Here is a 26247-nt window from a genome sequence, read left to right as displayed (position 1 = left end):
TTCAAGCGCATCGCGCTGCGCGCAGACAAGACAGATCAAAGCTTCGCAGCCATGATCCATCTGACCGCTGCCGTGATAAACTCCCGATGAATCCCAACAGACCCTAGAGAGACGGTGCCGATCTTGAAAGCCGACGGAAACCCGCGGCGGCCGTCCAAACACCAACGCTAGTAGAGAGTCAAAATGGCCCTTGCCCGTGCCCGCCGCGGTGAATCCGGCTTCAACTACTGGCCGGGCTTCGTGGACGCGCTGTCGACGCTGGTGCTGTCGATCGTATTCCTGCTCTCGGTGTTCCTGGTGGTGCAGTTCTTCCTGTCGCAGGAAGTCTCCGGCAAGGACAAGGCGCTGGAGCAGCTCAACGCCAAGATCGCCCAGCTCAACGACATGCTGTCGCTGGAAAAGCTCGGCAAGCTCAGCCTCGGCGAACAGATAGCGCAGCTCCGCGCCGGGCTTGTCACGGCCGAAGGCGAGCGCGACCGCATCAAGGGACTCTATGAGGGCCTGGCCAATGCCGGCAGCGACGCGCAGGGCCGAGCTACAGAGCTCACCAAGGCGCTCGATTCCGAGAAGCAGGTCTCCTCGCGGGCGCTGGCGCAGATCGAGGTGCTGAACCAGCAGATCAGCGCATTGCGCCGTCAGCTTGCCGCGCTCGAGGAAGCGCTCGACGCTTCCGAGAAACGCGACAAGGAATCGCAGGGACGCATCGCCGATCTCGGCCAGCGATTGAACGTGGCGCTGGCGCAGCGGGTGCAGGAACTGTCGAGATACCGCTCGGAGTTCTTCGGCCGCCTGCGCGCCATCCTGGGCAACCGGCCGGACATCCGCATCGTCGGCGACCGCTTCGTGTTCCAATCCGAAGTCTTCTTCGATACCGGACAGGCCACGCTGTTGCCTGAAGGCCGCGCCGAGCTCGACAAGCTCGCGGCTGCCCTGATCGACCTCGACAAGCAGATCCCAAGCGAGATCGCCTGGGTGCTGCGGGTCGACGGCCACACCGACGTGCGGCCGATCAACAGCCCGGTGTTCAAGTCGAACTGGGATCTCTCCGCCGCACGCGCAATCTCGGTGGTGCAATATCTGATCTCGCTCGGGGTGCCGGCACAGCGGCTCGTCGCCGCCGGCTTTGGCGAATTCCAGCCGCTCGACACCGCGCAGACGGAAGACGCCTACAAGCGTAACCGCCGCATCGAATTGAAGCTGACGGAACGGTAGTGACGAGCGGGTTCAAGCTTCGCCCCTATCGCGCCGAGGACGAGGACGCCGCGATCGAGCTTTGGCGGCAAACCTGGCAGCAGGCCTATCCGTCGATCGATTTTGATGCGCGCGTGGCGTGGTGGCGCGAGCGCTGGCGCAGCGAGCTGGTGCCGAAGGCAACCATCATCGTCGCGGAAGAGGCGGATGCGCTGGTCGGTTTCGTGACCATCGATGCAAGCGGCTATCTCGACCAGCTCGTGGTCGATCCCGCGCATTGGGGCTCGAAGCTGGCAAGCGCGCTGGTAGATGAAGCCAAGCGCATTTCGCCTGATGGCGTGACGCTGCTCGTGAACAAGGACAATGCGCGGGCCATCCGTTTTTACGAGCGCAACGGCTTTGTGCATGCCGGCGAGGACGTCAACCCGACGTCAGGACGTCCGGTATTGAGGATGGCGTGGAAGCCGTAACGGGACTTGCTTGCCACAAACACCGCCGTCATGCCCCGGCTTGACCGGGGCATCCAGTACGCCGCAGTTTCTCCGTATCCCACGTCCGTCTCTGGAATACTGGATCACCCGCCTTCGCGGGCGATGACGGCGGAGTTTGTGGCGCAGAGCGCGAACTCAAACCCCCTCGAACTGCAACCTTGCCAGCCTTGCGTAGAGCCCGTTCGCGGCGACCAGCTCGGCGTGGGTGCCCTGCTCGACGATCTTGCCGTGCTCCATCACCAGGATGCGGTCGCAGGAGAGCACGGTCGCGAGCCGGTGCGCGATGACCAGCGTGGTGCGGTGGCGCATCAATTCTTCCAGCGCGGTCTGCACCAAGGTCTCGCTTTCGGCGTCGAGCGCGGAGGTGGCTTCATCGAGCAGCAAGAGCGGCGCGCCGCGCAGGATGGCGCGTGCGATCGCGATGCGCTGACGCTGTCCGCCCGACAGCGTCACGCCGCGTTCGCCGAGCTGGGCCTCGAAGCCGCCGGGCAGCCGGCGCAGGAATTCGGTGGCGTGCGCCAGATCGGCGGCGTGCTCGACTTCGGCATCTGACGCATCGGGCCGGCCGAAACGGATGTTCTCGCGCGCCGACGTCGCGAACACAACGGTATCCTGCGGCACCAGCGCCATGCGCGAGCGCAGCGCGCTTGGATCCGCCTGCCGCACCGGCACGCCGTCGAACGAGATCGTGCCCGAAGCGGGGTCGTAAAAGCGCAGCAACAGATGGAACAGCGTGCTCTTGCCCGCGCCGGAGGGACCGACGATCGCGACCTTTTCGCCTGATCGTACCGAGAACGAGACACCGTCGACGGTCTTCACGGACCGCCTCGTCGGATAGGCAAAGCTGACATTGTCGAACGCAACGTCGCCGCGGGCGGGCTGCGGCAGCGCGAGCGGCGTGGCCAGCGCCGTGATCTCCGGCTTGACGCGCAGAATCTCGAACAGCCGCTCGGCCGCACCCGAGGCCGCGGAAATTTCGCCCCAGACCTCGCTGAGCTGACCGAGGGCGGTCGCGGCAAAGGCGGTGTAGAGGATGAACTGGCTGAGCCGTCCCGGCGTCATCGCACCTGCGAGCACGTCGTGCGAACCGACCCAGAGGATCACGACCACGCTCGAGAACACGATAAAGATGATGATCAAGGTGAGCACGGCCCGTGCGCGGGTCGAGTTGCGTGCGGCGTCATAGGCCTGCTCGACCTCGCGGCCGAAGCGCGTGGCGGCAAGCCGCTCGCTGGTGAAGGCCTGCACGGTCCTGATGGCGCCGACCAGCTCGGAAGCATAGGCGCTGGCCTCCGCGAGCGTGTCCTGCGCATTGCGCGACAATCGGCGCACCCAGCGCCCGAACGCGACCAGCGGAATCACGATGATCGGGATCGCCAAGAGCACGAAGCCGGAAAGCTTCGCGCTGGTGACCACCATCATCGCGGCGGCGCCGAGGAACAGCATCATGTTGCGGAGCGCGATCGACACGGAGGCGCCGACCGCTGATTTGATCTGGGTGGTATCGGCGGTCAGGCGCGACACCAATTCGCCACTGCGCGCTGAATCGAAGAAGGAAGGCGACAGCGAGATCAGATGCGCGAACACGTCGCGGCGGAGATCGGCGACGATGCGCTCGCCGATCGTCATGACCAGATAATAACGCGAGGCGCTGGCGCAGGCGAGCACCGCCACCACCGCGATCATCACGCTGAAATAGCTGTTGATCATGGCGATGCCTTCGGCCGTGAAGCCGAAGTCGATCATGCGCCGGATCGCGACCGGCACGATCAACGTCGTGATCGCCGCAACCGTCAGAGAGATAAAAGCGAGGATGGCCCGTCCACGGTAGCGCGCTACATAGGGCGCGAGCGCCAGCAGCGGCTTCAGCCTGGCGCGGCTCTTCCCTTCCGTTTCGGTCAAGGTGGATTCGACCAGCGCTTCGCCTTCGAGCAGCGCATCGCGCCGCGGCGGCATCGGGCTGGGCGGGTGGTCAAGCTGTTCGGCTGCGCTCATCGGGACAAGGACCAGTTTTTATGTTTTCCAGATAGGCCCCGCGGAAGCGGCTGGCAAATCCGGAAGAGTCCTAATCCGGTAACCCCCCGGTGGCTTGTTTTGGGGGTCTCCTTAGGCTATAGAACCGGCCAAATCCCGTATCTTTGGACCACTTGCGACGGGCGCCGGCGCGCCGAAGGAACTGCCATGAAAGCCGATATTCACCCGAATTATCATACGATTACGGTCGTGATGACCGACGGCACCGAGTACCAGACCCGCTCCACCTGGGGCAAGGAAGGCGACAAGCTGCAGCTCGATATCGATCCCAGGTCGCACCCGGCCTGGACCGGCGGCTCGCAGCAGCTCCTCGACCGCGGCGGCCGCGTGTCGCGGTTCCAGAAGAAGTTTTCCGGCTTTTTGAAAAAGGAGTGAGCGCGCAAAGGCTCGCTCTTTCCTGTTATCGTCCGACAAACGCCCCTGCCAAGTCAGGGGCGTTTCTGTTTTCACGCGTCATTGCGAGCGACGCGAAGCAATCCATCTCTCCGCTCGCTGCGGCATGGATTGCTTCGTCGCTTCGCTCCTCGCAATGACGGGGGTCGACGGGAAACGGCCGTTACCGCTCGAACGCGGCCTTCAGGCGGTTGAGCTGCGGCACCAGCGGGTTGCCGATCGCGGCGCGATCAGCCTGCGGCGCATGGATCGTGCTGTCGAGCCGGCGCACGCGCGCCTGGAGGTTCATCGAGCGGGAAATCAGGTCCTGCAATTGTTGCGGGAGTTTCTCGATCAGTTCCGCCGAGCCCGGATCGGCCGCGGAGAGCTTCACCTTGGTCTTCTCCCGATTGGCCTGGGTCAGCGTCATCTCGCCTTCCTTCACCGCGCGATGGAGCAGCAGCCAGGAGGCAAGCTGCATCAAACGGGTGGTCAGGCGCATGCTTTCGGTTGCATAGGTCAGGCTGACGGACCGTTCCAGCGCCTTGGCCTGGCTGCGGCCGTCGCCATCGAGATAGGCGGCGGTCTCCTCGACCAGATCCATGCCCTCGCGGAACAAAGCTCCGAATGCCGCAGAATTGGTCAGCCGCTCGCTGAACAGAACAAGCGCGGAATCGCTATACGACCGCTCCAGCATGGTTAACGCCCTCACGCCACTTTTGATTTTGAACACCGCCGGCTTTGCGCCAGCTTTATGATGAACAAATCATTGCGCTTGCGGGACGAAGAGTCCAGCCGCAAGCGGAATTATGGTTTCCAGCCAAATGCTGGAAACGACAAGCCTGTGACAACGCCAAAAAAGAGCCGCCGTTTCCGGCGGCTTTGAAGTTGATAACAGGGAGGCGTCAAACAGAGTGGACAGGAGCCACTCGGTGTCCAAACGAGGACGATGCAGTCATAAACGAGAAAGCTTAATTGATCGTAAATGAGCGATTTTGTTTAAGCTTCGTTTGCCATATCGGCCATTGGCCTAGTTTGGGACAGGCCTCCAGTTTCGTAGCCCGGATGGAGCGCAGCGCAATCCGGGGACCGGTGCGAGCCGGATGCACCGGTGTCCCGGATTACGCTGCGCTCCATCCGGGCTACGGGTGAGCGCTACGACTTGAAGAAGCTGTTGGCGGCGTCCTTCGAGGCGCGCTTCTTGGTGACCGCCTCGCGCAGGCGCTCGACCTCGGCCGAGAGCATCGCCATGCGGTCGCTCAATTCCTCGACCGAGAGCAGCGACAGGTCCTGCCCGATCTCGTGCGAAATCTTCTTCCGCGGCCGCTCGTCATCTTCCATCGCCATGCGCTTCCTCCGTGTTTTGCCCTAAGCATGAAAAGCCGGTCTCCACTTTCCGGTCATGCTCTGTCACGATCCCGTTGCAGCGGTTGCCAGCGCGATGCAGGCTGGGTAATCAACGTGCCGCGTCTGGAATCCTCCCATTTCGCCAAGGAAAAACCATGGAAAAGCTGCCCGCGCAAATGACCGTCGTCGGCATCAGCAAGCCCGGCGGGCCGGAAGTATTGCTGCCGGAGACGCGCCCGGTGCCGGAGCCGGGCCAAGGCGAAATCTTGGTCAAGGTGAAGGCGGCCGGCGTCAACCGGCCTGACGTGGCGCAGCGTTCCGGTTCCTATCCGCCGCCGCCCGGCGCCAGCGACCTGCCCGGCCTCGAGATATCAGGCGAAGTGGTTGCGGTCGGGCCCGGCGCGAGCAGGCACAAGGTCGGCGATAACGTGATGTCGCTGGTCGCCGGGGGCGGCTATGCGCAATATTGCATCGCGCAGGACGCGCAAGCGATGACAGTGCCGCCGTCACTGTCGATCGAGGAAGCCGGCGCACTTCCCGAAACGCTGATGACGGTGTGGCACAATGTGTTCGAGCGCGGCGCTCTGCAAAAAGGCGAGACGCTGCTGATCCATGGCGGCTCCTCCGGCATCGGCACCCTGGCGATCCAGCTTGCGAAAGCGTTTGGCGCCAAGGTGATCGTCACCGTCGGCTCGCAGGACAAGGCGGAGGCCTGCCTGAAGCTCGGCGCTGATCGCGCGATCAACTACAAGAGCGAGGATTTCGTCGCCGAGGTGAAGGCCGCAACCGATGGCGCCGGCGCCAATGTCATCCTCGACATGGTCGGCGGCGACTATATCGATCGCAACTACGACGCAGCCGCCGTCGAAGGGCGAATCGTGCAGATCGCCTTCCTGGCCGGAGCGCCGAAGGCGAGCGCCAATTTTGCAAAGCTGATGATGAAGCGCCTGCACCATACCGGCTCGACGCTCCGCCCCCGTAGTCATGCGGACAAGGCGGCGATGGTCGCCGCGATCGAGGCCAAGGTGATGCCGCTACTCCGCGAGGGGCGGGTAAAACCGCTGATGGACAGCACTTTCCCGTTGGAAAAGGCTGCCGACGCCCACCGGCGGATGGAAACCAGTGCGCATATTGGCAAAATTGTGTTGGTCGTTTAACGCTTCCACCGCCCGGCCCAACCGGAAACCCTTTGATTTCCTTCGCTTTCGTGGCATTTATCCGGGAGCGGCAGGGCGCTGGTTCGCCCGCATGAATCGTGAAAGCGCGGAGTACTGACATTGCGTCTGATCAGGTGGCTTGCGCCGCTTGCGCTGGCCCTCATGATGGTTGTCGGCGCGGCCCCGGCGCGTGCAGTTGATGCCGTCAGCGTCCGCAGCGACGCGCCCGCGATCGATCTCACCGCCGTTCTCGACCACCAGCGCAGCGACACCGATCGCATCCAGGTCTCGACCGCGCCCGGTACCGACGGCATCGTCCGCCGCATCGAGGTCCGCGCGCGCGAGGGCGGGCAATATTGGGTGGTGTTCGCGCTCGCCAACAACACCGATGACCAGCTCGACCGCCTGATCGTCGCGCCACATTACCGCATCGTCTCGTCCGGCCTGTTCTGGCCGGATCTCGGCCTGTCGCGCATCGCCACCATCACACCGTCGGTCGGCGACCGTCCCGAGCGGCAGGAGAGCCCGACCGCGGATGTCTTCCGCATCACGCTCGATCCGGGCGCGGTCGTCACCTACGTCGCGGAATTGCGCACCGACAAGCTGCCGCAGCTCTATCTTTGGGAGCCCGAGTCCTACAAGGACAAGGTCAACTCCTTCACGCTCTACCAGGGCATCGTGATCGGCATTTCCGGACTGCTGGCGCTGGTGCTGACGATCCTGTTCGTGGTCAAGGGCAGCATCATGTTTCCGGCGGCCGCCGCGCTCGCCTGGGCGGTGCTGGTCTATATCGGCGTCGATTTCGGCTTCTGGGGCAAGGTGCTGGACATGTCGAACAACGCCGAGCGCGTCTGGCGCGCGGCGGGCGAGGCGATATTGGCGGCGACGCTGCTCGTGTTCCTGTTCGCCTATCTCAATTTGAGCCGCTGGCATGTGCGCTATTCCCACATCACCATCGGCTGGCTGCTGTTCCTGGGATCGCTGGTGGCGCTGGCGCTGTTCGATCCCGCGGTGGCTTCCGGCATCGCGCGCATGTCGCTCGTCATGATCGCCTTCGCCGGCTTTGCGCTGATCGTCTATCTTTCGACCCACGGTTTTGACCGCGCCGTTCTCTTGATCCCGACCTGGTTCCTGCTGGTGGTCTGGGTGGTCGCGGCCGGCATGACGGTGGCGGGCAGTGTCACCAATGACATCGTTGGTCCGGCGCTGCTCGGCGGCCTCGTGCTGATAGTGATGCTGATCGGCTTCACGGTGATGCAGCATGCCTTTGCCGGCGGCGGCGCCACCACGGGCGTCGTCTCCGATGTCGAGCGGCGGGCGCTGGCGCTGACCGGCTCCGGCGACCTGATCTGGGACTGGGACGTCTCTGCCGACAAGGTGTTCACCAGCCCCGAGACCGAGGCCCTGCTCGGCCTGAAGCGCGGCACGCTGGAAGGGCCGGCGGCGAAATGGCTGGAGGTGCTGCATCCGCTCGACCAGGACCGTTTCCGTGCAGCACTTGACAGCGTGCTCGACCAGCGCCGCGGCCGCCTGGTGCAGGATTTCCGGCTGCGCACCCCGGACGGCCATTTCATGTGGTTCGCGCTGAAGGCGCGGCCTGTCGTCGGCTCCGACGGCGAGGTCTCGCGCGTGGTCGGCACGCTTACCGACGTCACCGACATCAAGAATTCCGAAGAGCGGATGCTGCATGACTCGGTCCACGACAATCTGACCGGCCTGCCGAACCGCAAATTGTTCATGGACCGGCTCAGCGCGGTCGCCAATCTCGCAAAGACCGTGCCGACGCTGCGGCCGACGTTGATGGTGATCGACCTCGACCGCTTCAAGCAGGTCAACGACTCCGTCGGCATGGCGGTCGGCGATTCCATCCTGCTGACGCTGGCGCGCCGCCTGACCCGCATCCTCAAACCGCAGGACACGCTGGCGCGATTGGCCGGCGACCAGTTCGGCCTGATCCTGTTGTCCGAGCAGGACCCAGCGCGGATCACCGCCTTTGCCGAAACCATCCGCAAGACCATCCGCGCGCCGATCGCCTTCAACGACCGCGAGATCTTCCTGACCGCTTCGATCGGGCTGGCGCTCTCCGACCCGCAGACGCAGCTCACCGACGAGATCATCAAGGACGCCGAGCTTGCGATGTATCACTCCAAGCGCATCGGCGGCGACCGCATCGACGTCTACAAGCCGGCGATGCGCGCGCGCAAGACCGACCGCCTGACGCTGGAGAGCGAGCTGCGCCGCGCCATCGAGCGGCAGGAGATCACGATCCTCTACCAGCCGATCGTGCGGCTCGAGGACCGTTCGATTGCCGGCTTCGAGGCCCTGTCGCGCTGGGACCATCCGAAACTCGGGCGGATGTCGCCGTCCGAATTCATCTCCATCGCGGAGGAGATCGGCCTGATCGTCGACCTCGGCACCTTCGTGATGGACCAGACCGCGCGGCAGCTTTCGATCTGGCAGCGCGCGATGCGGTCACGCGAGCCGATCTTTGCCTCCGTCAATGTCTCATCGCGGCAATTGCTGCGCCACGACCTGATCCACGACATCAGGACCGTGCTGTCGCGCTCCTCGGTCGCGCGCGGCACACTGAAATTGGAATTGACGGAATCGCTGGTGATGGAGAATCCGGAGCACGCCGCGCAGATGCTGGCGCGCATCCGCGAGCTCGGCACCGGCCTCTCCCTGGATGACTTCGGCACCGGCCACTCCTCACTGTCCTACCTGCAGCGCTTCCCGTTCGACACCATCAAGATCGACCAGTCCTTCGTCCGCACCACCAGCCGCGGCACGCGGCCCGTGATCCTGAAATCGATCATCGCGCTCGCCCACGACCTCGGCATGGACGTGGTGGCGGAAGGCGCGGAAACGGATTCGGATGCGGTCGAGCTCTACCAGCTCGGCTGCGAATACGCGCAGGGCTTCGCCTTCGGCGAGCCGATGGATGCCGACGCCGCAATGCGCCTGCTCACCGAGGAGCGGCTGGAAGCCGCGAGCTGATCCGTCGTCCCGGCCTTGAGCCGGCAACTGTCATGCCCCGCGGAGACCCGTAAGGTGGGCAAAGCGCAGCGTGCCCACCATCTCTCCACATTCTCGTTCCGGAATGGTGGGCACGCTGCGCTTTGCCCACCCTTACGTTTGCGACGGCCGAGCGCCACAACAAGCCCTGTAGTTATGGGCTCCCGCCTTCGCGGGAACGACGGACATCGCGAGGAAGCCGCTTGAACTTCACGCTGTTGCCGTCGGCCTGACGCGTGGCGGCGTAGCCGGCCTCGAGACAAGCTTCGCGCTGGGGCATCCTTTCCTGTGGACTGCGGAGGCTATCCCACCAGGAGGCGCGCTGCGCCGCGCGCGGCAGCGACGCGTCGATGATGGTCTCGATCTCCTCGAAGCTGAGCACCAGTTCGGTCAGCGTCTGCTTCTTCAGATAGTCCCGCAACGGGCCGTAATCGTTCACTTCAGGTCCTCAAGACTCGCGCCATCGCCGAAAAACGTCATGCACGCCAACCAATCGTTAACCCATTCGCGGTTCGCTGTCGCCGCTTAAGGCCGCAACAATGTTTCCGGTGCATGAAGGGTGGCCCGGGACGAAACATGCCACACGAACGGCGACAACAAGCAAAGCGGCGCTGGCGGCTATCGACGAAGCTCCTGATCGCTTCCTCGGTCGCGACCGTGATCGGCTTTTCCACCATCTGCACCAGCGTCATGCTCGACATGCGCCACGGCGAGGAGGAACTGGCCCGGCAGACGCTGGAAAACCTCGCCTCAGGCATCGACGCCGATATCGGCCGCAATATCGAACTGTTCGACCTCTCGCTGCGCGCGGTCGCCGGCGCCATGGTAATGCCGGAGATCAAGGACGTCAGCAAGGAGGTCCGGCACCTGATCCTGTTCGACCACGCAGCCACCGCAAAGCACTTTGGCGCGATCCAGGTGTTCGACAGCACGGGGCGGTTGGTGGACGATGCATCGACGCTCGATCCCCTGGCGGAGAACCGCAGCGACGAAGAATATTTCCACATCCATCGCGACCAGCCCTATACCGGCCTCTACGTCTCAAAGCCGATGCTCCACCGCGGGGCCTACGCGATCGTGCTGAGCCGGCGCATCAGCGGTGAAGACGGAAGCTTTCTCGGCGTCGTCGCAGGCTCGATCCGCTTCAGCTATTTCCACGAACTGTTCGGACGGCTGACGCTTGCCCCCGGCGACGCCATCACCGTGCTGCGTCGCGACCGCACGATCATCATGCGCACGCCGTTCGATCTCGATGTCATCGGCACCAATCTGGCGGAGCGACCCAACTGGACGTCGGACAATCTGAAGAACAACGGCTCCTACTCCGGTGCGGGCCCGATCGACCCGACCCCGCGGCTCTATGTCCGTCGCAGCGGAAACGGCCCGCTGTTCACCGTGGTCGGAAAACCCCTGGACGGCGTCTTCAGCCTTTGGCGCAAGGAGGCGACCCGGATCGGCGCCATCATGGCGGCACTGGTCCTGTTCGTGCTCGGCACCACGCTGTTCCTGGCGCGCGAGATCGGCCGCCGCGCCGAGGCCGAGGAGAAGCTCGAGGAGCTTGCGACCACCGATGCACTGACCGGCCTGCGAAACCGGCGCAAGTTCGATGCCGATATCGATACGGAATGGCGCCGCGCCGGCCGGCATGAGACGCCGCTCGCGCTGCTCATCATCGACGCCGACCATTTCAAGGCCTTCAACGACACCTATGGTCACCAGGCCGGCGACCAAGTGCTGGTCGGCATCGCGATCTGCATTTCGGATTCGGTCCGGCGCGCCGGCGATTGCACGGCACGCCTGGGCGGCGAGGAATTCGCAGTGCTGCTGCCCGGCCAGAGCGCCGTGGAAGCATTCGGCGTGGCGGAGATGATCCGCCGAAAAGTCGAGCAATGGTGCGACGGTGAGACCATCACCACGGTCAGCATCGGGGTCGCGAGTCTCACGCCTCTGGCCGGCCAGAACTGGAGCGATCTGGTGGAAGCCGCCGACAGGGCGCTCTATGCCGCCAAGGCCAATGGCCGCAACCAGAGCGTGGTCGCCAGCCTGCAGGCGCTGTCGCTGGTAGCGTGAGGCGCCGCGTCACTGCTTCTCAGTCGGAGCCTGACATTTCTCAGCCGGAGCGTCGGCTAAGTCTTTGCGTCGGTCTCGTAACCGATCCAGATAGGCTTTGGCCTCATCCAGCCCGGCCTTGACCTTGTCGAACGCTGCCTCTGCCATTTCTCTTCCCGCACTCGTCATTGCGAGCGCAGCGAAGCAATCCATGGCTCCGCAAGTGGCGAAATGGATTGCTTCGCTTCGCTCGCAATGACAGCGATAGACAGCAAGTTGGACACTACTTCTCCATATACTTCCTCATCTCCGCCAGCAGGCCGTCGCGCAGTTCGGGGCGGCGCAGGCCATAGGCGAGGTTGGCGCGCAGGAAGCCGGCCTTGGAGCCGCAATCGTGGCGCTCGCCTTCGAACTCCACGCCATAGAATTTCTGCGTCTTCGCCAGCCCGATCATGGCATCGGTGAGCTGGATCTCGCCGCCGGCGCCGCGCTCCTGCGTCGCCAGGATTTCGAAAATCTCCGGCTGCAAAATATAGCGGCCGGTGATCGAGAGGTTGGAGGGCGCCGTGCCCTTCGGCGGCTTCTCCACCATGCCGTTGATCTCGAACATCGTGGGATGGGCGTGGCGCGGGCCGACGCCGCAGATGCCGTATTGGTGGGTGAGATGGTCGGGCACCTCCTCGACCGCGATCAGGTTTGACTTCTCGCCGAGCTTGCCCGCAGCCTCGATCATCTGGGCGAGGCAGCCCGGCGTGTTCAGCACCAGCTCGTCCGGCAGCACCACCGCAAAAGGCTCATTGCCGATAATGTCGCGGGCGCACCACACCGCGTGACCGAGCCCGTGCGGCGCCTGCTGGCGGGTAAAGCTGACGGCGCCCGCTTCGGGCTGGTTCTGCGCCAGGACATCCATCTCCGCTTTCTTGCCGCGCGCAACCAGCGTGGTGTCGAGCTCGAACATCCGGTCGAAATGGTCCTCGATGGTGGCCTTGTTGCGGCCGGTGACGAAGACGAAATGCTCGATCCCGGCCTCCTTCGCCTCGTCATACACGTATTGGATGAGCGGCTTGTCGACGATGGTCAGCATTTCCTTCGGCATTGCCTTGGTGGCGGGCAGGACCCGGGTGCCGAGACCGGCGACGGGGAAGACGGCTTTACGGATTCTCATGGGAATGTCGGGCGCCTTGAAATGTGTGAGACGGATATCGCATCTTGCTATCCGGTTTGCAGCCGGGAACAAAGGCGGATGTGTGATGCCACGTCGCTTTTGTCGTTGTGACAGATCAAAACAAAATCTCGCCTTTGTTAAGCTGTTGGAAACCGTCACAAGGCCTTCTGAACCAATCGTTGGAACGGGCAGATCGAGCCATGCGGCGGACGGGAACAGCGACCAAGAGCCGAACCATCGCGATGATAATCGCGGCGGTTCTGCTTGTTTCCAATCAGGCTCTCGCTCAGTCCCAGGGCGGGCTCGCGGATCTGCTCGGCGGCTTGTTTCCGGGATCCAAATCCTCGCCCCCACCGGAGGCTGCCGTTGGCACCGACGGCTCTGCTCCGCCCTGGAGCGGCGAGGACGGCGCGTCCGGTCACCCGCTGATGACGGCGGCCGCGATTCGGCAGGCAGCGGCCAATTTCGACAATTGTGTCGCCTCGATGTGGCCCGACGCGGCGCGACGCAACGTCACACGCGAGAATTTCGAGCGCTTCATCGCGGGGCTCACGCCCGACCTGCGCATCATGGATCTCTTGGATTCGCAGCCCGAATTCACCAAGGCGATCTGGGACTATCTCGACATCCTCGTGAACGACAACCGTCTCGCCAAGGGCCGCGAGATCCTCGCCAAGTACAAGGCGCAATTCGACGCCGCGGAAAAAGCCTATGGCGTCGACCGCTACGCGATCGCGGCGATCTGGGGCATCGAATCCAATTATTCGACCCAGATGGGCGACCGCAGCGTGGTGCAATCGACCGCCACGCTCGCCTGCATCGGCCGCCGGCAGGACTACTTCAAGGACGAATTCCTCTCGGCGCTGGAGATCCTCAATCGTGGCGATCTGCGCCCTGAGCAGCTCCGCGGCTCCTGGGCCGGCGCCTTCGGGCCAACGCAGTTTATGCCGACCGCGTTCAAGCGCTTCGCGGTCGATGCTGACGGTGACGGCAGGCGCGATGTCGTCGACAACCCGGCCGATCTGATCGCCTCGACCGCCAACAACCTGAAAAAGGACGGCTGGCAGACCGGCCAGAGCTGGGGCTACGAAGTCGTCGTTCCCAAGGACTTCAACTACATGATGGCCGACCGCGCCAAGGCGATGACGCTCGCGCAATGGCAGCAGCAGGGACTGCGGCGCGCCAACAACCAGCCGTTCCCGCGCTCGACCGACAAGGCCTATCTGCTCGCCCCTGCCGGCGCCGAAGGCCCGGGCTTTTTGATGATGCAGAATTTCCGGGTGATCATGAAGTACAACCCGGCCGAGGCCTATGCGCTGGCGATCGGCCATTTCGCCGACCGCCTGCGCGGCGGGCCGCCCTTCGTGCAGCCCTGGCCACGCCAGGAACGGGTGCTGTCGCGCGCCGAACGGCTGGAACTGCAACAACTGCTCGCCCAGCGCGGCTTCTACCGCGGCACGCCGGACGGCCAGATCGGCGGCCAGACCAGGGAAGCGCTGCGCAGTTTCCAGGCCTCGATCGGAACGCCCGCCGACGGATTTGCCACCTCCGACATGCTGGAGCGCCTGAGGGGGCGATAGGACCCCAAAAAATCACCTAAATACCGCTGTTTGGCCGCCGCCTTGACGACTTGGGCGGGTGCCGGATCCATGCTGGAAAATATGCCCGCTTGAGGCCCGATTCCGCTAGTATGGCGTTGTCTTCAAAATCCATTTCGACCGAGCTTTGATGCCGAAGCCAAAGTCCTTCCTGCGCGTGTTCACCGAGAGCGGCCCGCTGGTCGCGCTCGCGGTTGCGATCGCGCTTCTGGTCGGGATCGCCGGTCCCGCCTCGGCGCAGTTCTTCGGCTTTCCGGGCTTTGGCGGCCCACCGCAGCGCCAGGCGCCGCGCAACAATGGCGGCGGCTGGTTCGGCGGGGATTTCTTCGCTCCCTTCCAGCATGCGCCGCAGCAACAACAGCAGCAGCAACAGGCTCCGCGTCAGGATTTTTCGCGAGCGCCACCGCCGGCGAAGCGCGACACGGCGCCGGAGCGCAACGTGCTGGTGCTTGGCGATGCCATGGCGGACTGGCTCGCCTATGGCCTCGAGGACACCTATTCCGAACAGCCCGACATGGGCGTGATCCGCAAGCACAAGACCGTGTCCGGCCTGATCAAATACCAGCCCAAGGGCGAGCCCTCCGACTGGGCCGCCGCCGCGCGGAGCATCCTCGCCACCGAAAAGCCGGATGCGATCGTGGTGATACTCGGCCTCAATGACCGTGTCTCGATCCGCCAGCCTGTCGTCGAGAAGGACGACAAGAAAACCGAGAAGAAGGATGACAAGAACACCCATGCGAAGGACACCAAGCCTTCGGATGGCCCCGCCAAGCCGGATGACAAGCCGGTCGATACCGAATTGTCGCCCGAGGATGCCGCCGACGCGCCGCAGGCCGCGACGCCAGAGCGGAGCGCGCGTTCGGCGAACGGCGTCTATGAATTCCGCGACGAACGCTGGGTCGAGCTCTACAACAAGAAGATCGACGAACTGATCGGCGTGCTGAAGAGCAAGGGCGTGCCCGTCTTGTGGGTCGGCCTGCCGGCGATCCGCGGCCAGAAGGGAACGTCGGACATGCTGTTCCTGGATGCGCTGTACCGGGAAGGCGCGGCCAAGGCCGGCATCACCTATGTCGATGTCTGGGACGGCTTCGTCGACGAGGCCGGTCGCTTCATGCAGAAGGGCCCGGATTTCGAAGGCCAGACCCGCCAGCTCCGCACCTCGGACGGCGTCTTCTTCACCAAGGCCGGCGCGCGCAAGCTGGCGCATTACGTGGAGCGCGAGGTGACACGGCTGCTCGCGCGTTCCACACCGGTCGCGCTGCCGACCGAGCCGGCGACGCCGGACGCCAATGCTGCGCCCGGCCAGCCTGCGCGGCCATTGGCCGGACCAATCGTGCCGCTGGTCGCCTCCTCCGTCGGCACCGATCAGTTGCTCGGCGGGCCCGGCTCGCGTCCAGCCGCGGTCGATCCGCTCACGGCACGAACCCTGGTGAAGGGCGAACCGCTCGCGCCGCCCGCCGGCCGCGCCGACGATTTTGCCTGGCCGCGCCGCGAAATCGGTCGCGAGCAGGCCAAGGGCGAAACGCCGGTTGCCGCGACCACCCCCGAGGGGACTGGCGCCGGAACGGCGCCGGCGCCGACGGCCGCAGCTCCCGCGCCGCCAAAGCCGGCACCGCAGAAGCGTGTGTTCCGGCCGGCTCAGACCAATCCGCCGCCTGCCTCGACCTTTGGCGATTTCTTCGGCTCGCCACGCCAGCAGACGGCGCCGCCGCGTCCGCCGACGCCGATCGTCCCACGTCCACCGGCGGACGTCGGGCGATCCGCGGAAGCACCGTTCGGCAATTTCCTGAGATGGTGACGGCGTAGGGTGGGCAAAGCGACTTTTGCACCGCCGTTCTAACGAACGCCGGCGGAAGCGTGCCCACCATTCCGAGCGGAGCCATCGATGGTGGGCACGGCGCGAAGGGCGCCTTTGCCCACCCTTACGCCCCTAATCTAGTAGCGCCAGCGCGGTGGCGGGCGGCGCGGCGGCCGCGACAGCAATAGCCCGAGCGCCAAACCGAGGCCGCCGGCAACCAGCAAGGCGCCGATCGGATTGTCCTGCACGGTCTTGGTCAGCGCCTGCTGGCCGCTGCGAATAGTCTCGCCGCGATTCTCGTAAGTCTCCTTGGCGTAGTTGACGGCGGTGTCCGCGGCATCCTTGGCCTGGCCGTAAAGATTCTGCACCGCGCCGGCGGCTTCGCGCGCGCGGCCTGATGCTTCCGTCTTGCTGTCACCGGTCATTTCACCAACGGCGCCTTCCGCCTTGCCGGCAAACTCCTTGGCGGCACCAGCGATCCGATCAGTATCCATCGCGGTTACTCCTCTCCTTCTCCGGGAAAGTAACCGGCGAGCCCAGCCGCGGTTCCTGCGCCATCTTTTGCTTGAGCATGATCTTTTCGGAAAACCGGCGTCCACTTTTCCGGATCATGCTCTACAAAATCAGTCCGCCGTCGACGACGATGGTCTGGCCGATGATGTAGGCGGCGAGCGGCGAGGCCAGGAACAGCGCGGCACCCGCCATGTCCTGCGGCGTGCCGAGCCGCTTCAGCGGAATGCGCTCCAGCGCGCCTTCGAGCCGCTTCGGGTTCGCCGTCGTCACCCTGGTCATCTTGGTATCGACCAGACCCGGCGCGATGCCATTGACGCGGATGCCATCCTCGGCCCAGGCCTCGGCAAGCGTCCGCGTCAATCCGACCGCGCCGGTCTTCGAGGCGTTGTAAGCGGGATTTCCCATCGTCGAATGATAGGCGGCAGTCGAACTGACGATGATGAGCGAGCCTTTGCTCGCGCTCAGCATCGCCTGGAATTTGGTCGCACACGCCATCAAGCTCATGAGGTTGACCTCGACGACCTTGCGAAAGCCTTCCATCTCGAACTCGCCGCGGCGGTAGATCACCGCGCCCTGCGCCAGCACCAGCACATCGAGCCGGTCGAAGGTCGGCTTGAATTGCTCGATCGCATGAATGTCGCCGACGTCGAGCTGCGAGTATTCCAACCCTTCCAGATGCGAACCTTCTTCGGCCGAATAGTCGCTCGCCTTGGCGCGCGTGCCGCAGACATGCACGCGCGCGCCCTTGGCGCGAAATGCTTGCGCGATGCCGTTGCCGATGCCGCTGGAGCCGCCCACCACGAGAACCTGCCCGCCGCTGAAATCGAGTTCGTTCATCGCACGCTTTCTCCCTTGCTTCTTGCTTGTTTGACCTGTCTGCGGATCGATGCCAGCCTTGTCAATCCTGCAACCTGTTCCCTCATCCCACGAGTCACGCGATGTCCGAATTCAAACAGCTCAGCCGCTCTGTGCAAGGCTTGACCGTTCTCGTCACCGGCGCCGCCAGCGGCATGGGCCGCGCCACCGCGTTGGTATTCGCCACTGAGGGCGCCAACGTCGCCGTCACCGACATCACCGCCGAAGGCACGGAGGCGGTTGCGCAGGAGATCGGCAACAGCGGAGGGAAAGCAAAGGCGTGGGTGCTCGACGTCGCCGATCGCGATGCAATCCCGGCCGTGATTAACGGCGTCGCCGCGCATTTCGGCGGGCTCGACATCCTCGTCAACAACGCAGGTATCTCCGTGCGGGTCGCGATCGACGACGACGGCTATGACGAGGCCTGGGCAAAGGCGATCGCTGTGATGCTGACCGCGCATCAGCGCATCATCCGCACCGCTTTGCCGCATTTGCGAAAATCGAAATGCCCGCGCATCGTCAATATCGCTTCCACCGAAGCGCTCGGCGCTACCGCATTGCACAGTCCTTATTCCGCGGCGAAGGCCGGCGTCACCGGGCTGACACGCTCGCTTGCCGTGGAACTGGGCCGCGAGGGCATCACCGTGAACTGCGTCTGCCCGGGCCCGATCCGCACTGGAATTACCGACCGGATTCCGGAAGAGCATAAGACGATCTATGCCAAGCGCCGCACGGCGCTCGGCCGCTATGGCGAGCCGGAGGAGGTCGCGCACATGACCTTGAGCCTGTGCCTGCCGGCGGCGTCATTCCTGACCGGCGCGGTGATCCCGGTGGATGGCGGGCTGATGGCGCGAAACGCGTGATGCGCTGCAGCGTGTCCGAGCATCCTCGTGCAAGGGGCCATGCGCCGGCGCCGCGTTGACATGGCAACGTCACAGGATAGCCTTTCCTCAAACGAAGCGGAAAACCGCCTGCACATGAGGAGAGAACGCCATGGCCATCGCGATCCGGCAGCTCCACCCGCATTTTGTCGGTGAGGTCACAGGCCTCGATCTGCGAAAGCCGCTGACCAGGCAGGAAGCGATCGACGTCGAGGCGGCGATGGACAAATACGCGGTGCTCGTCTTCCACGACCAGGACATAACAGACGAGCAGCAACTGGCCTTTGCGCTGAACTTCGGCGAGCGCGAAAACGCGCGCGGCGGCAACGTGACCAAGAAGGAGGATTATCGCCTGTCCTCAGGGCTGAACGACGTCTCCAATCTCGGCAAGGACGGCAAGCCGCTGCCGAAGGATCACCGCACCCATCTGTTCAATCTCGGCAACTGCCTGTGGCATTCCGACAGTTCGTTCCGGCCGATCCCGGCGAAATTCTCGCTGTTGTCGGCGCGGGTGGTGAACTCGAAGGGCGGCAACACTGAATTCGCCGACATGCGCGCGGCCTATGACGCGCTTGATGACGAGACCAAGGCTGACATCGAGGACCTGATCTGCGAGCACTCGCTGATGTATTCACGCGGCTCGCTCGGCTTCCTCGACTATAGCGACGAAGAGAAGGAAATGTTCAAGCCGGTGCTGCAGCGCCTGGTGCGGACCCATCCGGTGCATCGCCGCAAGTCGCTCTACCTTTCATCGCACGCGGGCGCGGTGCGCGGCATGAGCATGCCGGAAGGCCGGCTGCTGCTGCGCGACCTCACCGAGCACGCGACCCAGCCGGAATTCGTCTATGTCCACAGGTGGAAGCTGCACGACCTCGTGATGTGGGACAATCGCCAGACCATGCATCGCGTCCGCCGCTACGACCAGTCGCAGCCGCGCGACATGCGCCGCGCCACCGTGGCCGGCACCGAGCCGACCGTGGCGCAGCAGGCTGCGGAGTAGCTGTCGTCCCGGGCTTGAGCTGGGCCCCATAACCACAAGTGTGCTATGAGGTGAGACTGGAGCCGCAAACTCCCCGCCTCTCCCCTTGTGGGAGAGGCCGGGATTTCACGCGGCACGCGGGAAATACCGGGTGAGGGGTTTGCCTCCGCGTGCGTTCGTCCCTCGGTAGACCGAGACCCCTCACCCGGATCACATTCCGCTTCGCTGCATGCGATCCGGCCTCTCCCACAAGGGGAGAGGCGGAGTAGAGCAAGCGGTTATTGCAGGGAAACAAGAAAGAGCGGGAGTTACGCGTGGCCAGCTTCGTTCGAGAGCATGCCGACGTCGATGCCGATCTTGCGCAGGGCACGGTCGTATTTGTCCTCGACGTCGTCGCCGAAGATCAATTCCGGATCGGCGTCGCAATGCAGCCAGCCATTGTGCTGGATCTCGCTTTCGAGCTGCCCCGGGGCCCAGCCGGCATAGCCCAGGGCCAGGATCGCATGCTTGGGGCCGGAGCCCTTGGCGATCGCCTTCAGGATATCGACGGTTGCGGTCAGGCAAATCTCGTCGTCGATATTCAGCGTCGCATCCTGGATGTAGAAATCGCTGGAGTGCAGCACGAAGCCGCGGCCGGTATCGACCGGGCCGCCCTTCATTACCTTCATGGTCTCGGCATTTTCCGGCAGCTTGATCTGGTCGGCCTTCTGGATGATGTCGAGTTGCACCAACAGCCCCGGGAAATCGATGCTTCCGGCCGGACGGTTAACGATGATGCCCATCGCCCCCTCGGCGGAATGCGCGCACATGTAGATGACGGAGCGCTCGAAGCGAGGATCGCTCATAACCGGCATGGCGATCAGGATCTGGCCGTCGAGATAACCGCTGCCCGACGAATTGTCGCCGACGCCGGCCACCTTGCCGCGGGCGGTCTTTGGTGCTTTGCCTTCAGGAGTCATCTGAAAGGCCTCCATGCTGATTTGACATCCTGATATTGGGTGAGGCTTCTGTCAATCAAGCTCAACGCCGTATTCGCGCCATCCATCACACGCAATTCAATGGTTTACGCAATAACCAGCCGGTAAAGACGTTCCATGATCGCCATAGTTCCCATGCGGGTTGCGCTCGGCCTGCTAGCCACTCTTTCAGTCGTCTGGCCTGCGACAGAGGTACGTGCCGAGGATTCCTCGCCCTGGCAGCGGGACGACCATTCGGCGGTACGGCTGCTCGCAGGCTCGCGCAGCGGCGCGGTTTTGCTAGGCGGTATAGCCATCCAACTCGAGCCCGGTTGGAAAACTTATTGGCGTACCCCCGGCGATTCCGGCGTGCCGCCGCGTTTCGATTTCTCGAAGTCAGAAAATGTCGACGCGGTGACGGTGTTATGGCCGGCGCCGATGAAATTTGACGACGGCGCCGGCGGCACCTCGCTCGGCTACAAGCACCAGGTGGTGCTGCCGCTTCGGATCGTCGCCAAGAGTGCCGACAAGCCGCTGATGCTGCGCGCCAACATCAATTATGCGGTGTGCGAGAAGCTGTGCATTCCTGTGGAGACCAGCGTCGAGCTTGCCTTTGCGAGCGTCGCCTCTACCGAGGACGGCGCGCTGTCATCCGCGCTCGACACCGTGCCGAAGCCGGCCAATATCGGCGATCCCAACCCGGTCACGATCCGCGATGTCAAACGCAGCGGCAAGTCGACCGTGCTGGTCGATGTCGCTGCGCCCGAAGGCAAAGAGGTCAGCCTGTTCGTCGAGGGACCGACGCCGGACTGGGCCCTGCCGGTGCCGAAACTCGAGCCGAACTCGCCACCCGGGGTGAAACGGTTCTCCTTCGAGCTCGACGGCCTGCCGCCGGGCGCCAATCCGGACGGTGCCGCGCTGAAATTGACCCTGGTCGGCGGCGACCGCGCCTACGAGTTCAACACCAATCTGGATTGACCCCTGTAGCCCGGGTGAAGCGCAGCACAACCCGGGAACAGCGGCGCACGCAGAAAGACCGGCCCCGGATTGCGCTTCGCTCCATCCGGGCTACGGTTTCACCGCTATCCACCGAACCCATTCTTAACGTTTCGTTGATACTTCACGGCCCTCGCCGCCGCTTTTTCCGGAACTTCGCCTTGGCCGTGATGGACGCCCAATCCGCAACCGCTTCGCCCACGGGCATGATGGCGCGCATGCGCGGCCTGATCGGCGGCTCGGGCGAGGCATCCGTCACGCGGCGGCTCGCGGGGACGATCTTCGTCATCCGCGTCGTCAGCGCGGTCGCCGCCTATCTCTCGCAAATCCTGCTCGCACGCTGGATGGGCAGTTCGGATTATGGCGTCTACGTCTATGTCTGGACCTGGGTGCTGCTGCTCGGCAGCATGATGGATTTCGGCATTTCGGCCTCCGCGCAGAAGCTCATTCCGGAGTACCGCGCGGCAGGCGAGCACGCGCTATTGCGCGGCTTTCTCTCCGGCAGCCGCTGGCTGACTTTTGCGGTGTCGACCGCGGTCTCGCTGCTGCTCGCAGGCCTCGTCAGGCTGCTGTCGCCATGGGTCGGCACGGACACGATCGTGCCGCTTTATATCGGCTGCCTGACGCTCCCGGCCTTCGTGGTCGCCAATACCCAGGACGGGATTGCCCGTTCGCATGACTGGATGCGGCTCGGGCTGATGCCGCAATTCATCGTGCGCCAGGCACTGATCATCGGCTTCACCGCCGGCGCTGTCGTGCTCGGCTTCGATCTCGGCGCCACCGCCGCGATGCTCGCCAGCGCCGCGGCGGTGTGGATCGCCATGATCGGCCAGATGCTGGTGCTGAACCGCAGGCTCGCGGCCCATGTCGAGCCCGGTGAGAAGGCCTACGACGTCAGCGGCTGGCTTGCGATCTCGCTGCCGATCCTGCTGGTCGAAAGCTTTTATCTCCTGCTGTCCTACACCGATGTGCTGGTGCTGCAGCAGTTCCGCTCCTCCGAGGAGGTCGGCGTCTATTTCGCCGTGGTGAAGACGCTGGCGCTGGTGTCCTTCATCCACTACGCGATGGCGGCAACGACAGCGCATCGCTTCGCCGAATACAACGCGCTCGGCGACAAGGCGCGGCTGTCGGCCTATGTCGCCCATGCGATCCAGTGGACGTTCTGGCCTTCGCTCGCCGCGACCATCCTGCTGCTCGCCTTCGGCAAGCCGCTGCTCTGGCTGTTCGGGCCGCAATTCGTCGTCGGCTATGACATCATGTTCCTGGCGGCGATCGGGCTCGTGGTGCGCGCCGCGATCGGCCCGGTCGAGCGGCTCCTCAACATGCTCGGCCACCAGAAGATCTGCGCGCTCGCCTACGCGCTCGCCTTCGTCATGAACCTGGTACTGTGCGTCGCGCTGGTGCCGCACTTCGGCGGCCATGGCGCCGCCATAGCTATATCGACCTCGCTAAGCTTTGAGACGGTGCTCTTGTTCTGGATCGTCCGCCGGCGGCTCGGGCTGCACGTGCTGGCGTTCGGGAAGATCGGTTCCAGGCCATAGCAATTCCTGCTGACGCGGCGTATATTTTCAACATGACCGCAGCACACCTAAAAGATCTTCTGGAACGTGTTCGGACGTGGCCCGAAGCCGCGCAGGATGAGCTCGTTGCCGTCGCAGAGCAAATCGAGAATGAACTGCGAAGCGACGAGTATGTCGCGACGCATGAGGAACTGCTGGCGATCGATGCCGCGATAGCCTCGATCGACGCCGGCGAAGTCGCTACCGAGCGCGAGGTCGAGGCCGCCTTTGCGAAGTTTCGTCCGAAATGAAGCTTGTCTGGTCTCGGCGAGCGCTCGCTGATCTGACCGAAATCGCGACTTACTATTCGACCAACGCCAGTCCGACTGTAGCCAGATCCATTGAGGATCGATTTCTGGTCGTGTTAGACCGCATTCGCCGCGCACCCGAGTCAGCGCCACGGGTCTCCCAACGCTCCTCTGTCCGCGTCGTTGCAGTCGTCCGCTATCCGTTCAGGATTTTCTATCGAGTCCGCGGCGATGCCGTCGACGTTCTACGCATCCGCCACACGTCGCGGCGTCCCTTCGTTCCAACCGGGTTGGAGTGATAGGGTCATGTCCCCTCCCGACCGACGTCGAGAGGGACACGCGAGAAAGGCCCTACTCCGCGGTCCAGCCGCCATCGATGGAGTAGTTCGAGCCGGTGATCTGGGCCGCGTCGTCGCTGCACAGAAACAGCGCGAGCGAGGCGACCTGGTCGGCCGTGACGAATTCCTTGGTGGGCTGGGCCTGGAGCAGCACGTCCTTGATGACCTGCTCCTTGGTCATGTTGCGCGCCTTCATGGTCTCCGGAATCTGGTGCTCGACCAGCGGCGTCCAAACATAGCCCGGGCTGATGCAGTTGCAGGTGATCTTGAAGGTCGCGAGTTCGAGCGCCGCCGTCTTGGTGAGGCCGGCGATGCCGTGCTTGGCGGAGACATAGGCCGACTTGAAGGGCGAGGCGACCAGCGAATGCGCGGAGGCGGTGTTGATGATGCGGCCCCAGCCGCGCTTCTTCATGCCCGGAATCGCGGCGCGGATGCCGTGAAACGCCGACGACAGGTTGATCGCGATGATCGCATCCCACTTCTCGATCGGAAATTCCTCGATCGAGGAGACGAACTGGATGCCGGCATTGTTGACGAGGATGTCGACCGAACCGAAGGTCTTTTCGCCGAGCGCGATCATTTCGGCGATCTCGGCGGGCTTGGTCATGTCGGCCGGCGAATAGGCGGCCTTGACCTTGAAATCAGTCTCGATGCCGGAGCGCTCCCGCTCGATATCGGCCGGCACGCCCATGCCATTGATGACGACATTGGCCCCAGCGCTGGCGAATTTGCGCGCGATCGCCAATCCGATGCCGCTGGTTGAGCCGGTCACGACGGCGGTCTTGCCTGTCAACGTAGCCATATCTGCTTCACTCCTTCTTGCGTGCGGGGAACGGATCGACGTCCCCCGTGAGATCGTAGGTCACCATGGTTTCGCCGGACTGCGGTCGTTCTAGCCATTCTTTGTGACGCATCGACAAATGCACGTCGCGGACGCCCGCCTCCCAGTGCTCGACCATGGCGACATGGGAGAAGTCGTAATCCTTCGACGACGTCTCGTAGTTCTTGCTCCGGTAGATCAGGTGCACCACCGTGACGGTGTTCTCCTTGGAGGCCTGCCGCAGCAATTCAACGGAGGGGTCGTTCTTCAGATAATCCGGCAGCTTGCCGATGAGGTCGCGCACCGCCATGCGCGCATTGTGGATCTGCCTGTTCTTGTCGGTGTTCATCCGCGTGCGGCTGGAATAGCGGATGTCCTTTTCGCGCTCGGCCGCTTCGAGCAGCGAGTTCGGCAACGGCCCGCGGGCGCTGAACAGGTCGACCTGGAAGATCAGGAGATCGCGGCGGGTCTCCTCATCAAGCACGAAGTCGAGCGGAGTGTTGGAGGCGATGCCGCCATCCCAGTAATGCTCGCCCTCGATGAGGACGGACGGGAAGCCGGGCGGGAGCGCGCCGGAGGCCATGATGTGCTCGGGGCCGATCTTCTTGCCGAGCTTCTTGAACTCGTAATTGTCGAAATACCTGAAATTGCCCGAGGTCACGCCGACCGCGCCGACCGAAAGCCGGGTCTTGAGATCGTTGATGCGGTCGAAATCGACCAGCCGCTCCAGCGTCTTCTTCAGCGGCGCGGTGTCGTAATAGCTCTGCGACTCCGAGCTGCCCATGGGCCAGAACGGCGCCGGCGGGATCCGCGGCGCGAAGAAGCCGGGGACGCCGAATGTCGCGATGATGGCGGCGCTGGTCTCGTTGAACAAGGTGCGGGCGCGGTCGCCTGGCGTCACCGGATTCCAGGATACCGGACGCGATACCATCTCCCAGAATTCCTTTAAGCGCGGCAAGCGCTTGTCCGGCTCGTTGCCGGCGATGATCGCAGCATTGATGGCGCCGGTCGAGATGCCGGCAATCCATTCCGGCTCGAAGCCGGCGCGACAGAGCGCCTGAAACGCTCCGGCCTGATAGGAGCCAAGGGCGCCGCCGCCCTGCAGGACCAATACGCGCTGCGCCTTGGCGGGCGTCGTGGCGGGCGCGGGATCGGAAGTATCCATCGTGACCGTCAATCAGTGGGGCATAATGGCGTGCACCGTGGCCGCAGTTCGCGACCGCGTCAATCGGCGTGATCGAGGCTTTCGATCACACAGAGTTAGGTTGACGCCAGGATCAGCGTCCAGAACACCTTGTATTTGGTGTTCGGTGCGTAGCTCGCCGCGATGCCTAATTTTGTGACACCGCCCTTGAGCATATTGGCCTTGTGCGGCGGCGAATCGCGCCAGCCGGAAAACGCTTCCGCCAGCGTATGATAGCCGGCCGAGACGTTTTCGACCGCCACCGTCGCTGGATAGCCGGAGCCTTCCAGCCTTTTGCCGAGCGGCGCCTTCACGTCATGGTCCATCTTGTTGCGGGCCGCCATGGCCTGCGACTGCTGCTCGGCGAGCTTCACGAGCGCAGGGTCCACCACCACGGTGCCGAGGCCGTTGTTCTGGCGATATTGCGAGATCATGGTCGCGGCGGCCTGGGTGTCCAGGACAGCGCCGGGTGCAGCCATGTTGACATACATGGCCGGCTGTTCCGGAAGTGGAGTGTCTGTCGCGCAGCCGCCCAGCACCAGAAGCCCAAGAAGGGCGACCGTCGTCCGTTTCACTGAAAGGATTCCCCCAAGGTTGGTCCGCCGTTGTTGCATACCAACCGTGGCTGAATGGTGAACGCGGGACGATTTTTTGCGGCGGCGGTTGCCGTCCGCGAGGTCCCGTAGCCCGGATGAAGCGAAG

At 64.0% G+C, this 26247-nt stretch carries 25 protein-coding genes; 14 read left to right on the top strand and 11 right to left on the bottom strand.

The window, feature by feature from the left end:
• The first annotated feature begins 183 nt into the window (after positions 1-183).
• On the top strand, positions 184-1212 hold the full coding sequence (locus tag AAFX91_RS10135; protein WP_130579015.1) for a peptidoglycan -binding protein: 1029 nt from the start codon (positions 184-186) through the stop codon (positions 1210-1212).
• The gene (locus tag AAFX91_RS10130; RefSeq protein ID WP_394566348.1) at positions 1212-1661 is read left to right on the top strand and encodes a GNAT family N-acetyltransferase; all 450 of its coding nucleotides are present in this window, start codon (positions 1212-1214) and stop codon (positions 1659-1661) included. Before AAFX91_RS10135 ends, AAFX91_RS10130 begins: the two co-directional genes overlap by 1 nt.
• A 156-nt stretch (positions 1662-1817) precedes the next feature.
• On the opposite strand, the gene AAFX91_RS10125 is transcribed toward AAFX91_RS10130, so the two are convergent.
• Positions 1818-3677, bottom strand: a complete 1860-nt coding sequence (locus AAFX91_RS10125; protein WP_394566347.1) for an ABC transporter ATP-binding protein/permease — start codon at positions 3675-3677, stop codon at positions 1818-1820.
• A gap of 186 nt (positions 3678-3863) precedes the next feature.
• Here AAFX91_RS10125 and rpmE point away from each other — a divergent pair, with 186 nt between their 5' ends.
• Positions 3864-4091: a 50S ribosomal protein L31 gene (rpmE, locus tag AAFX91_RS10120; protein ID WP_130579020.1), complete on the top strand. Its 228-nt coding sequence runs from the start codon at positions 3864-3866 to the stop codon at positions 4089-4091.
• A 181-nt stretch (positions 4092-4272) separates the two neighbouring features.
• Here rpmE and AAFX91_RS10115 read toward each other — a convergent pair whose 3' ends face one another.
• Together AAFX91_RS10115 and AAFX91_RS10110 are read right to left on the bottom strand one after the other, a co-directional pair.
• Entirely contained in the window at positions 4273-4785 is a 513-nt protein-coding gene (locus tag AAFX91_RS10115) for a DUF1465 family protein (RefSeq protein WP_165421126.1), read from the bottom strand.
• 458 nt (positions 4786-5243) lie between these two features.
• On the bottom strand, positions 5244-5435 hold the full coding sequence (locus AAFX91_RS10110) for a DUF1192 domain-containing protein (RefSeq protein WP_130579022.1): 192 nt from the start codon (positions 5433-5435) through the stop codon (positions 5244-5246).
• Positions 5436-5590: 155 nt separating this feature from the next.
• On the opposite strand from AAFX91_RS10110, the gene AAFX91_RS10105 reads away from it, so the two are divergent.
• Together AAFX91_RS10105 and AAFX91_RS10100 are read left to right on the top strand one after the other, a co-directional pair.
• Positions 5591-6592: an NAD(P)H-quinone oxidoreductase gene (locus AAFX91_RS10105; RefSeq protein ID WP_130579024.1), complete on the top strand. Its 1002-nt coding sequence runs from the start codon at positions 5591-5593 to the stop codon at positions 6590-6592.
• A 120-nt stretch (positions 6593-6712) separates the two neighbouring features.
• Complete coding sequence (locus AAFX91_RS10100) at positions 6713-9589, top strand: EAL domain-containing protein (RefSeq protein WP_165421127.1); 2877 nt, start codon at positions 6713-6715, stop codon at positions 9587-9589.
• A gap of 172 nt (positions 9590-9761) precedes the next feature.
• Here the strand turns inward: AAFX91_RS10100 and AAFX91_RS10095 are convergent, their stop codons facing one another.
• A complete protein-coding gene (locus AAFX91_RS10095) occupies positions 9762-10046 on the bottom strand; it encodes a hypothetical protein (RefSeq protein ID WP_130579026.1) in 285 nt (94 codons plus the stop codon).
• 137 nt (positions 10047-10183) lie between these two features.
• On the opposite strand from AAFX91_RS10095, the gene AAFX91_RS10090 reads away from it, so the two are divergent.
• Complete coding sequence (locus AAFX91_RS10090) at positions 10184-11677, top strand: diguanylate cyclase (RefSeq protein WP_282527430.1); 1494 nt, start codon at positions 10184-10186, stop codon at positions 11675-11677.
• Positions 11678-11939: 262 nt separating this feature from the next.
• On the opposite strand, the gene AAFX91_RS10085 is transcribed toward AAFX91_RS10090, so the two are convergent.
• Positions 11940-12821 carry a UTP--glucose-1-phosphate uridylyltransferase gene (locus AAFX91_RS10085; RefSeq protein WP_130579028.1) on the bottom strand — a complete coding sequence of 294 codons (882 nt, stop codon included), beginning with the start codon at positions 12819-12821 and terminating at the stop codon, positions 11940-11942.
• Positions 12822-13021: 200 nt separating this feature from the next.
• On the opposite strand from AAFX91_RS10085, the gene AAFX91_RS10080 reads away from it, so the two are divergent.
• Positions 13022-14401, top strand: a complete 1380-nt coding sequence (locus AAFX91_RS10080; protein ID WP_394566346.1) for a lytic murein transglycosylase — start codon at positions 13022-13024, stop codon at positions 14399-14401.
• 148 nt (positions 14402-14549) lie between these two features.
• Positions 14550-16217 (top strand): SGNH family hydrolase, encoded by a 1668-nt coding sequence (locus AAFX91_RS10075; RefSeq protein WP_394566345.1) that lies wholly within the window; start codon positions 14550-14552, stop codon positions 16215-16217.
• Positions 16218-16354: 137 nt separating this feature from the next.
• Here the strand turns inward: AAFX91_RS10075 and AAFX91_RS10070 are convergent, their stop codons facing one another.
• Together AAFX91_RS10070 and AAFX91_RS10065 are read right to left on the bottom strand one after the other, a co-directional pair.
• On the bottom strand, positions 16355-16711 hold the full coding sequence (locus AAFX91_RS10070) for a CsbD family protein (RefSeq protein ID WP_130579460.1): 357 nt from the start codon (positions 16709-16711) through the stop codon (positions 16355-16357).
• 121 nt (positions 16712-16832) lie between these two features.
• Positions 16833-17567 (bottom strand): SDR family NAD(P)-dependent oxidoreductase, encoded by a 735-nt coding sequence (locus AAFX91_RS10065; protein ID WP_130579459.1) that lies wholly within the window; start codon positions 17565-17567, stop codon positions 16833-16835.
• 101 nt (positions 17568-17668) lie between these two features.
• Here AAFX91_RS10065 and AAFX91_RS10060 point away from each other — a divergent pair, with 101 nt between their 5' ends.
• The gene (locus AAFX91_RS10060; protein WP_165421145.1) at positions 17669-18448 is read left to right on the top strand and encodes an SDR family NAD(P)-dependent oxidoreductase; all 780 of its coding nucleotides are present in this window, start codon (positions 17669-17671) and stop codon (positions 18446-18448) included.
• A 130-nt stretch (positions 18449-18578) separates the two neighbouring features.
• Positions 18579-19466: a TauD/TfdA family dioxygenase gene (locus AAFX91_RS10055; RefSeq protein ID WP_130579458.1), complete on the top strand. Its 888-nt coding sequence runs from the start codon at positions 18579-18581 to the stop codon at positions 19464-19466.
• A 287-nt stretch (positions 19467-19753) separates the two neighbouring features.
• On the opposite strand, the gene AAFX91_RS10050 is transcribed toward AAFX91_RS10055, so the two are convergent.
• Positions 19754-20404 (bottom strand): YqgE/AlgH family protein, encoded by a 651-nt coding sequence (locus AAFX91_RS10050; RefSeq protein WP_130579457.1) that lies wholly within the window; start codon positions 20402-20404, stop codon positions 19754-19756.
• A 135-nt stretch (positions 20405-20539) separates the two neighbouring features.
• Between AAFX91_RS10050 and AAFX91_RS10045 the strand changes: the two genes are divergently transcribed.
• The 4 genes from AAFX91_RS10045 (at position 20540) to AAFX91_RS10030 (ending at position 23503) form a co-directional block, all read left to right on the top strand.
• Complete coding sequence (locus tag AAFX91_RS10045) at positions 20540-21379, top strand: protein-disulfide reductase DsbD domain-containing protein (protein WP_394566344.1); 840 nt, start codon at positions 20540-20542, stop codon at positions 21377-21379.
• 179 nt (positions 21380-21558) lie between these two features.
• Positions 21559-22938, top strand: a complete 1380-nt coding sequence (locus AAFX91_RS10040; protein ID WP_394566343.1) for a lipopolysaccharide biosynthesis protein — start codon at positions 21559-21561, stop codon at positions 22936-22938.
• Between the two features lie 32 nt (positions 22939-22970).
• Positions 22971-23207 (top strand): hypothetical protein, encoded by a 237-nt coding sequence (locus AAFX91_RS10035; RefSeq protein ID WP_130579455.1) that lies wholly within the window; start codon positions 22971-22973, stop codon positions 23205-23207.
• Positions 23204-23503 (top strand): type II toxin-antitoxin system RelE/ParE family toxin, encoded by a 300-nt coding sequence (locus AAFX91_RS10030; RefSeq protein ID WP_394566342.1) that lies wholly within the window; start codon positions 23204-23206, stop codon positions 23501-23503. The genes AAFX91_RS10035 and AAFX91_RS10030 overlap by 4 nt, the downstream gene beginning before the upstream one ends.
• A gap of 52 nt (positions 23504-23555) precedes the next feature.
• Here the strand turns inward: AAFX91_RS10030 and AAFX91_RS10025 are convergent, their stop codons facing one another.
• From AAFX91_RS10025 to AAFX91_RS10015, 3 genes are all read right to left on the bottom strand, one after another.
• Positions 23556-24344: a 3-hydroxybutyrate dehydrogenase gene (locus tag AAFX91_RS10025; protein ID WP_130579453.1), complete on the bottom strand. Its 789-nt coding sequence runs from the start codon at positions 24342-24344 to the stop codon at positions 23556-23558.
• A gap of 7 nt (positions 24345-24351) precedes the next feature.
• Entirely contained in the window at positions 24352-25527 is a 1176-nt protein-coding gene (locus AAFX91_RS10020) for a DUF3734 domain-containing protein (protein ID WP_394566341.1), read from the bottom strand.
• A 95-nt stretch (positions 25528-25622) separates the two neighbouring features.
• Positions 25623-26159, bottom strand: coding sequence for a CAP domain-containing protein (locus AAFX91_RS10015; protein WP_207234479.1), 537 nt, complete (start codon positions 26157-26159; stop codon positions 25623-25625).
• Positions 26160-26247: the final 88 nt, after the last annotated feature.

Origin of the sequence: Bradyrhizobium sp. 31Argb (genome assembly GCF_043638955.1) — a bacterium.
GTDB lineage: Bacteria > Pseudomonadota > Alphaproteobacteria > Rhizobiales > Xanthobacteraceae > Bradyrhizobium.
Note: the sequence above shows the minus strand (reverse complement) of the source record. Positions and strands in the feature narration are given on the sequence as shown.

What these genes read in the sequence shown, in the direction of transcription:
- AAFX91_RS10080 (WP_394566346.1), top strand. Translation starts at nt 13,022, where the DNA reads ATGCGGCGGACGGGAACAGCGACCAAGAGCCGAACCATCGCGATGATA.
- AAFX91_RS10125 (WP_394566347.1), bottom strand. Translation starts at nt 3,677, where the DNA reads ATGAGCGCAGCCGAACAGCTTGACCACCCGCCCAGCCCGATGCCGCCG.
- AAFX91_RS10110 (WP_130579022.1), bottom strand. Translation starts at nt 5,435, where the DNA reads ATGGCGATGGAAGATGACGAGCGGCCGCGGAAGAAGATTTCGCACGAG.
- AAFX91_RS10085 (WP_130579028.1), bottom strand. Translation starts at nt 12,821, where the DNA reads ATGAGAATCCGTAAAGCCGTCTTCCCCGTCGCCGGTCTCGGCACCCGG.
- AAFX91_RS10090 (WP_282527430.1), top strand. Translation starts at nt 10,184, where the DNA reads ATGCCACACGAACGGCGACAACAAGCAAAGCGGCGCTGGCGGCTATCG.
- AAFX91_RS10030 (WP_394566342.1), top strand. Translation starts at nt 23,204, where the DNA reads ATGAAGCTTGTCTGGTCTCGGCGAGCGCTCGCTGATCTGACCGAAATC.
- AAFX91_RS10020 (WP_394566341.1), bottom strand. Translation starts at nt 25,527, where the DNA reads ATGGATACTTCCGATCCCGCGCCCGCCACGACGCCCGCCAAGGCGCAG.
- AAFX91_RS10105 (WP_130579024.1), top strand. Translation starts at nt 5,591, where the DNA reads ATGGAAAAGCTGCCCGCGCAAATGACCGTCGTCGGCATCAGCAAGCCC.
- AAFX91_RS10015 (WP_207234479.1), bottom strand. Translation starts at nt 26,159, where the DNA reads ATGCAACAACGGCGGACCAACCTTGGGGGAATCCTTTCAGTGAAACGG.
- AAFX91_RS10060 (WP_165421145.1), top strand. Translation starts at nt 17,669, where the DNA reads ATGTCCGAATTCAAACAGCTCAGCCGCTCTGTGCAAGGCTTGACCGTT.
- AAFX91_RS10070 (WP_130579460.1), bottom strand. Translation starts at nt 16,711, where the DNA reads ATGGATACTGATCGGATCGCTGGTGCCGCCAAGGAGTTTGCCGGCAAG.
- AAFX91_RS10135 (WP_130579015.1), top strand. Translation starts at nt 184, where the DNA reads ATGGCCCTTGCCCGTGCCCGCCGCGGTGAATCCGGCTTCAACTACTGG.
- AAFX91_RS10075 (WP_394566345.1), top strand. Translation starts at nt 14,550, where the DNA reads ATGCCGAAGCCAAAGTCCTTCCTGCGCGTGTTCACCGAGAGCGGCCCG.
- AAFX91_RS10115 (WP_165421126.1), bottom strand. Translation starts at nt 4,785, where the DNA reads ATGCTGGAGCGGTCGTATAGCGATTCCGCGCTTGTTCTGTTCAGCGAG.
- rpmE (WP_130579020.1), top strand. Translation starts at nt 3,864, where the DNA reads ATGAAAGCCGATATTCACCCGAATTATCATACGATTACGGTCGTGATG.
- AAFX91_RS10025 (WP_130579453.1), bottom strand. Translation starts at nt 24,344, where the DNA reads ATGGCTACGTTGACAGGCAAGACCGCCGTCGTGACCGGCTCAACCAGC.
- AAFX91_RS10055 (WP_130579458.1), top strand. Translation starts at nt 18,579, where the DNA reads ATGGCCATCGCGATCCGGCAGCTCCACCCGCATTTTGTCGGTGAGGTC.
- AAFX91_RS10065 (WP_130579459.1), bottom strand. Translation starts at nt 17,567, where the DNA reads ATGAACGAACTCGATTTCAGCGGCGGGCAGGTTCTCGTGGTGGGCGGC.
- AAFX91_RS10035 (WP_130579455.1), top strand. Translation starts at nt 22,971, where the DNA reads ATGACCGCAGCACACCTAAAAGATCTTCTGGAACGTGTTCGGACGTGG.
- AAFX91_RS10050 (WP_130579457.1), bottom strand. Translation starts at nt 20,404, where the DNA reads ATGACTCCTGAAGGCAAAGCACCAAAGACCGCCCGCGGCAAGGTGGCC.
- AAFX91_RS10045 (WP_394566344.1), top strand. Translation starts at nt 20,540, where the DNA reads ATGATCGCCATAGTTCCCATGCGGGTTGCGCTCGGCCTGCTAGCCACT.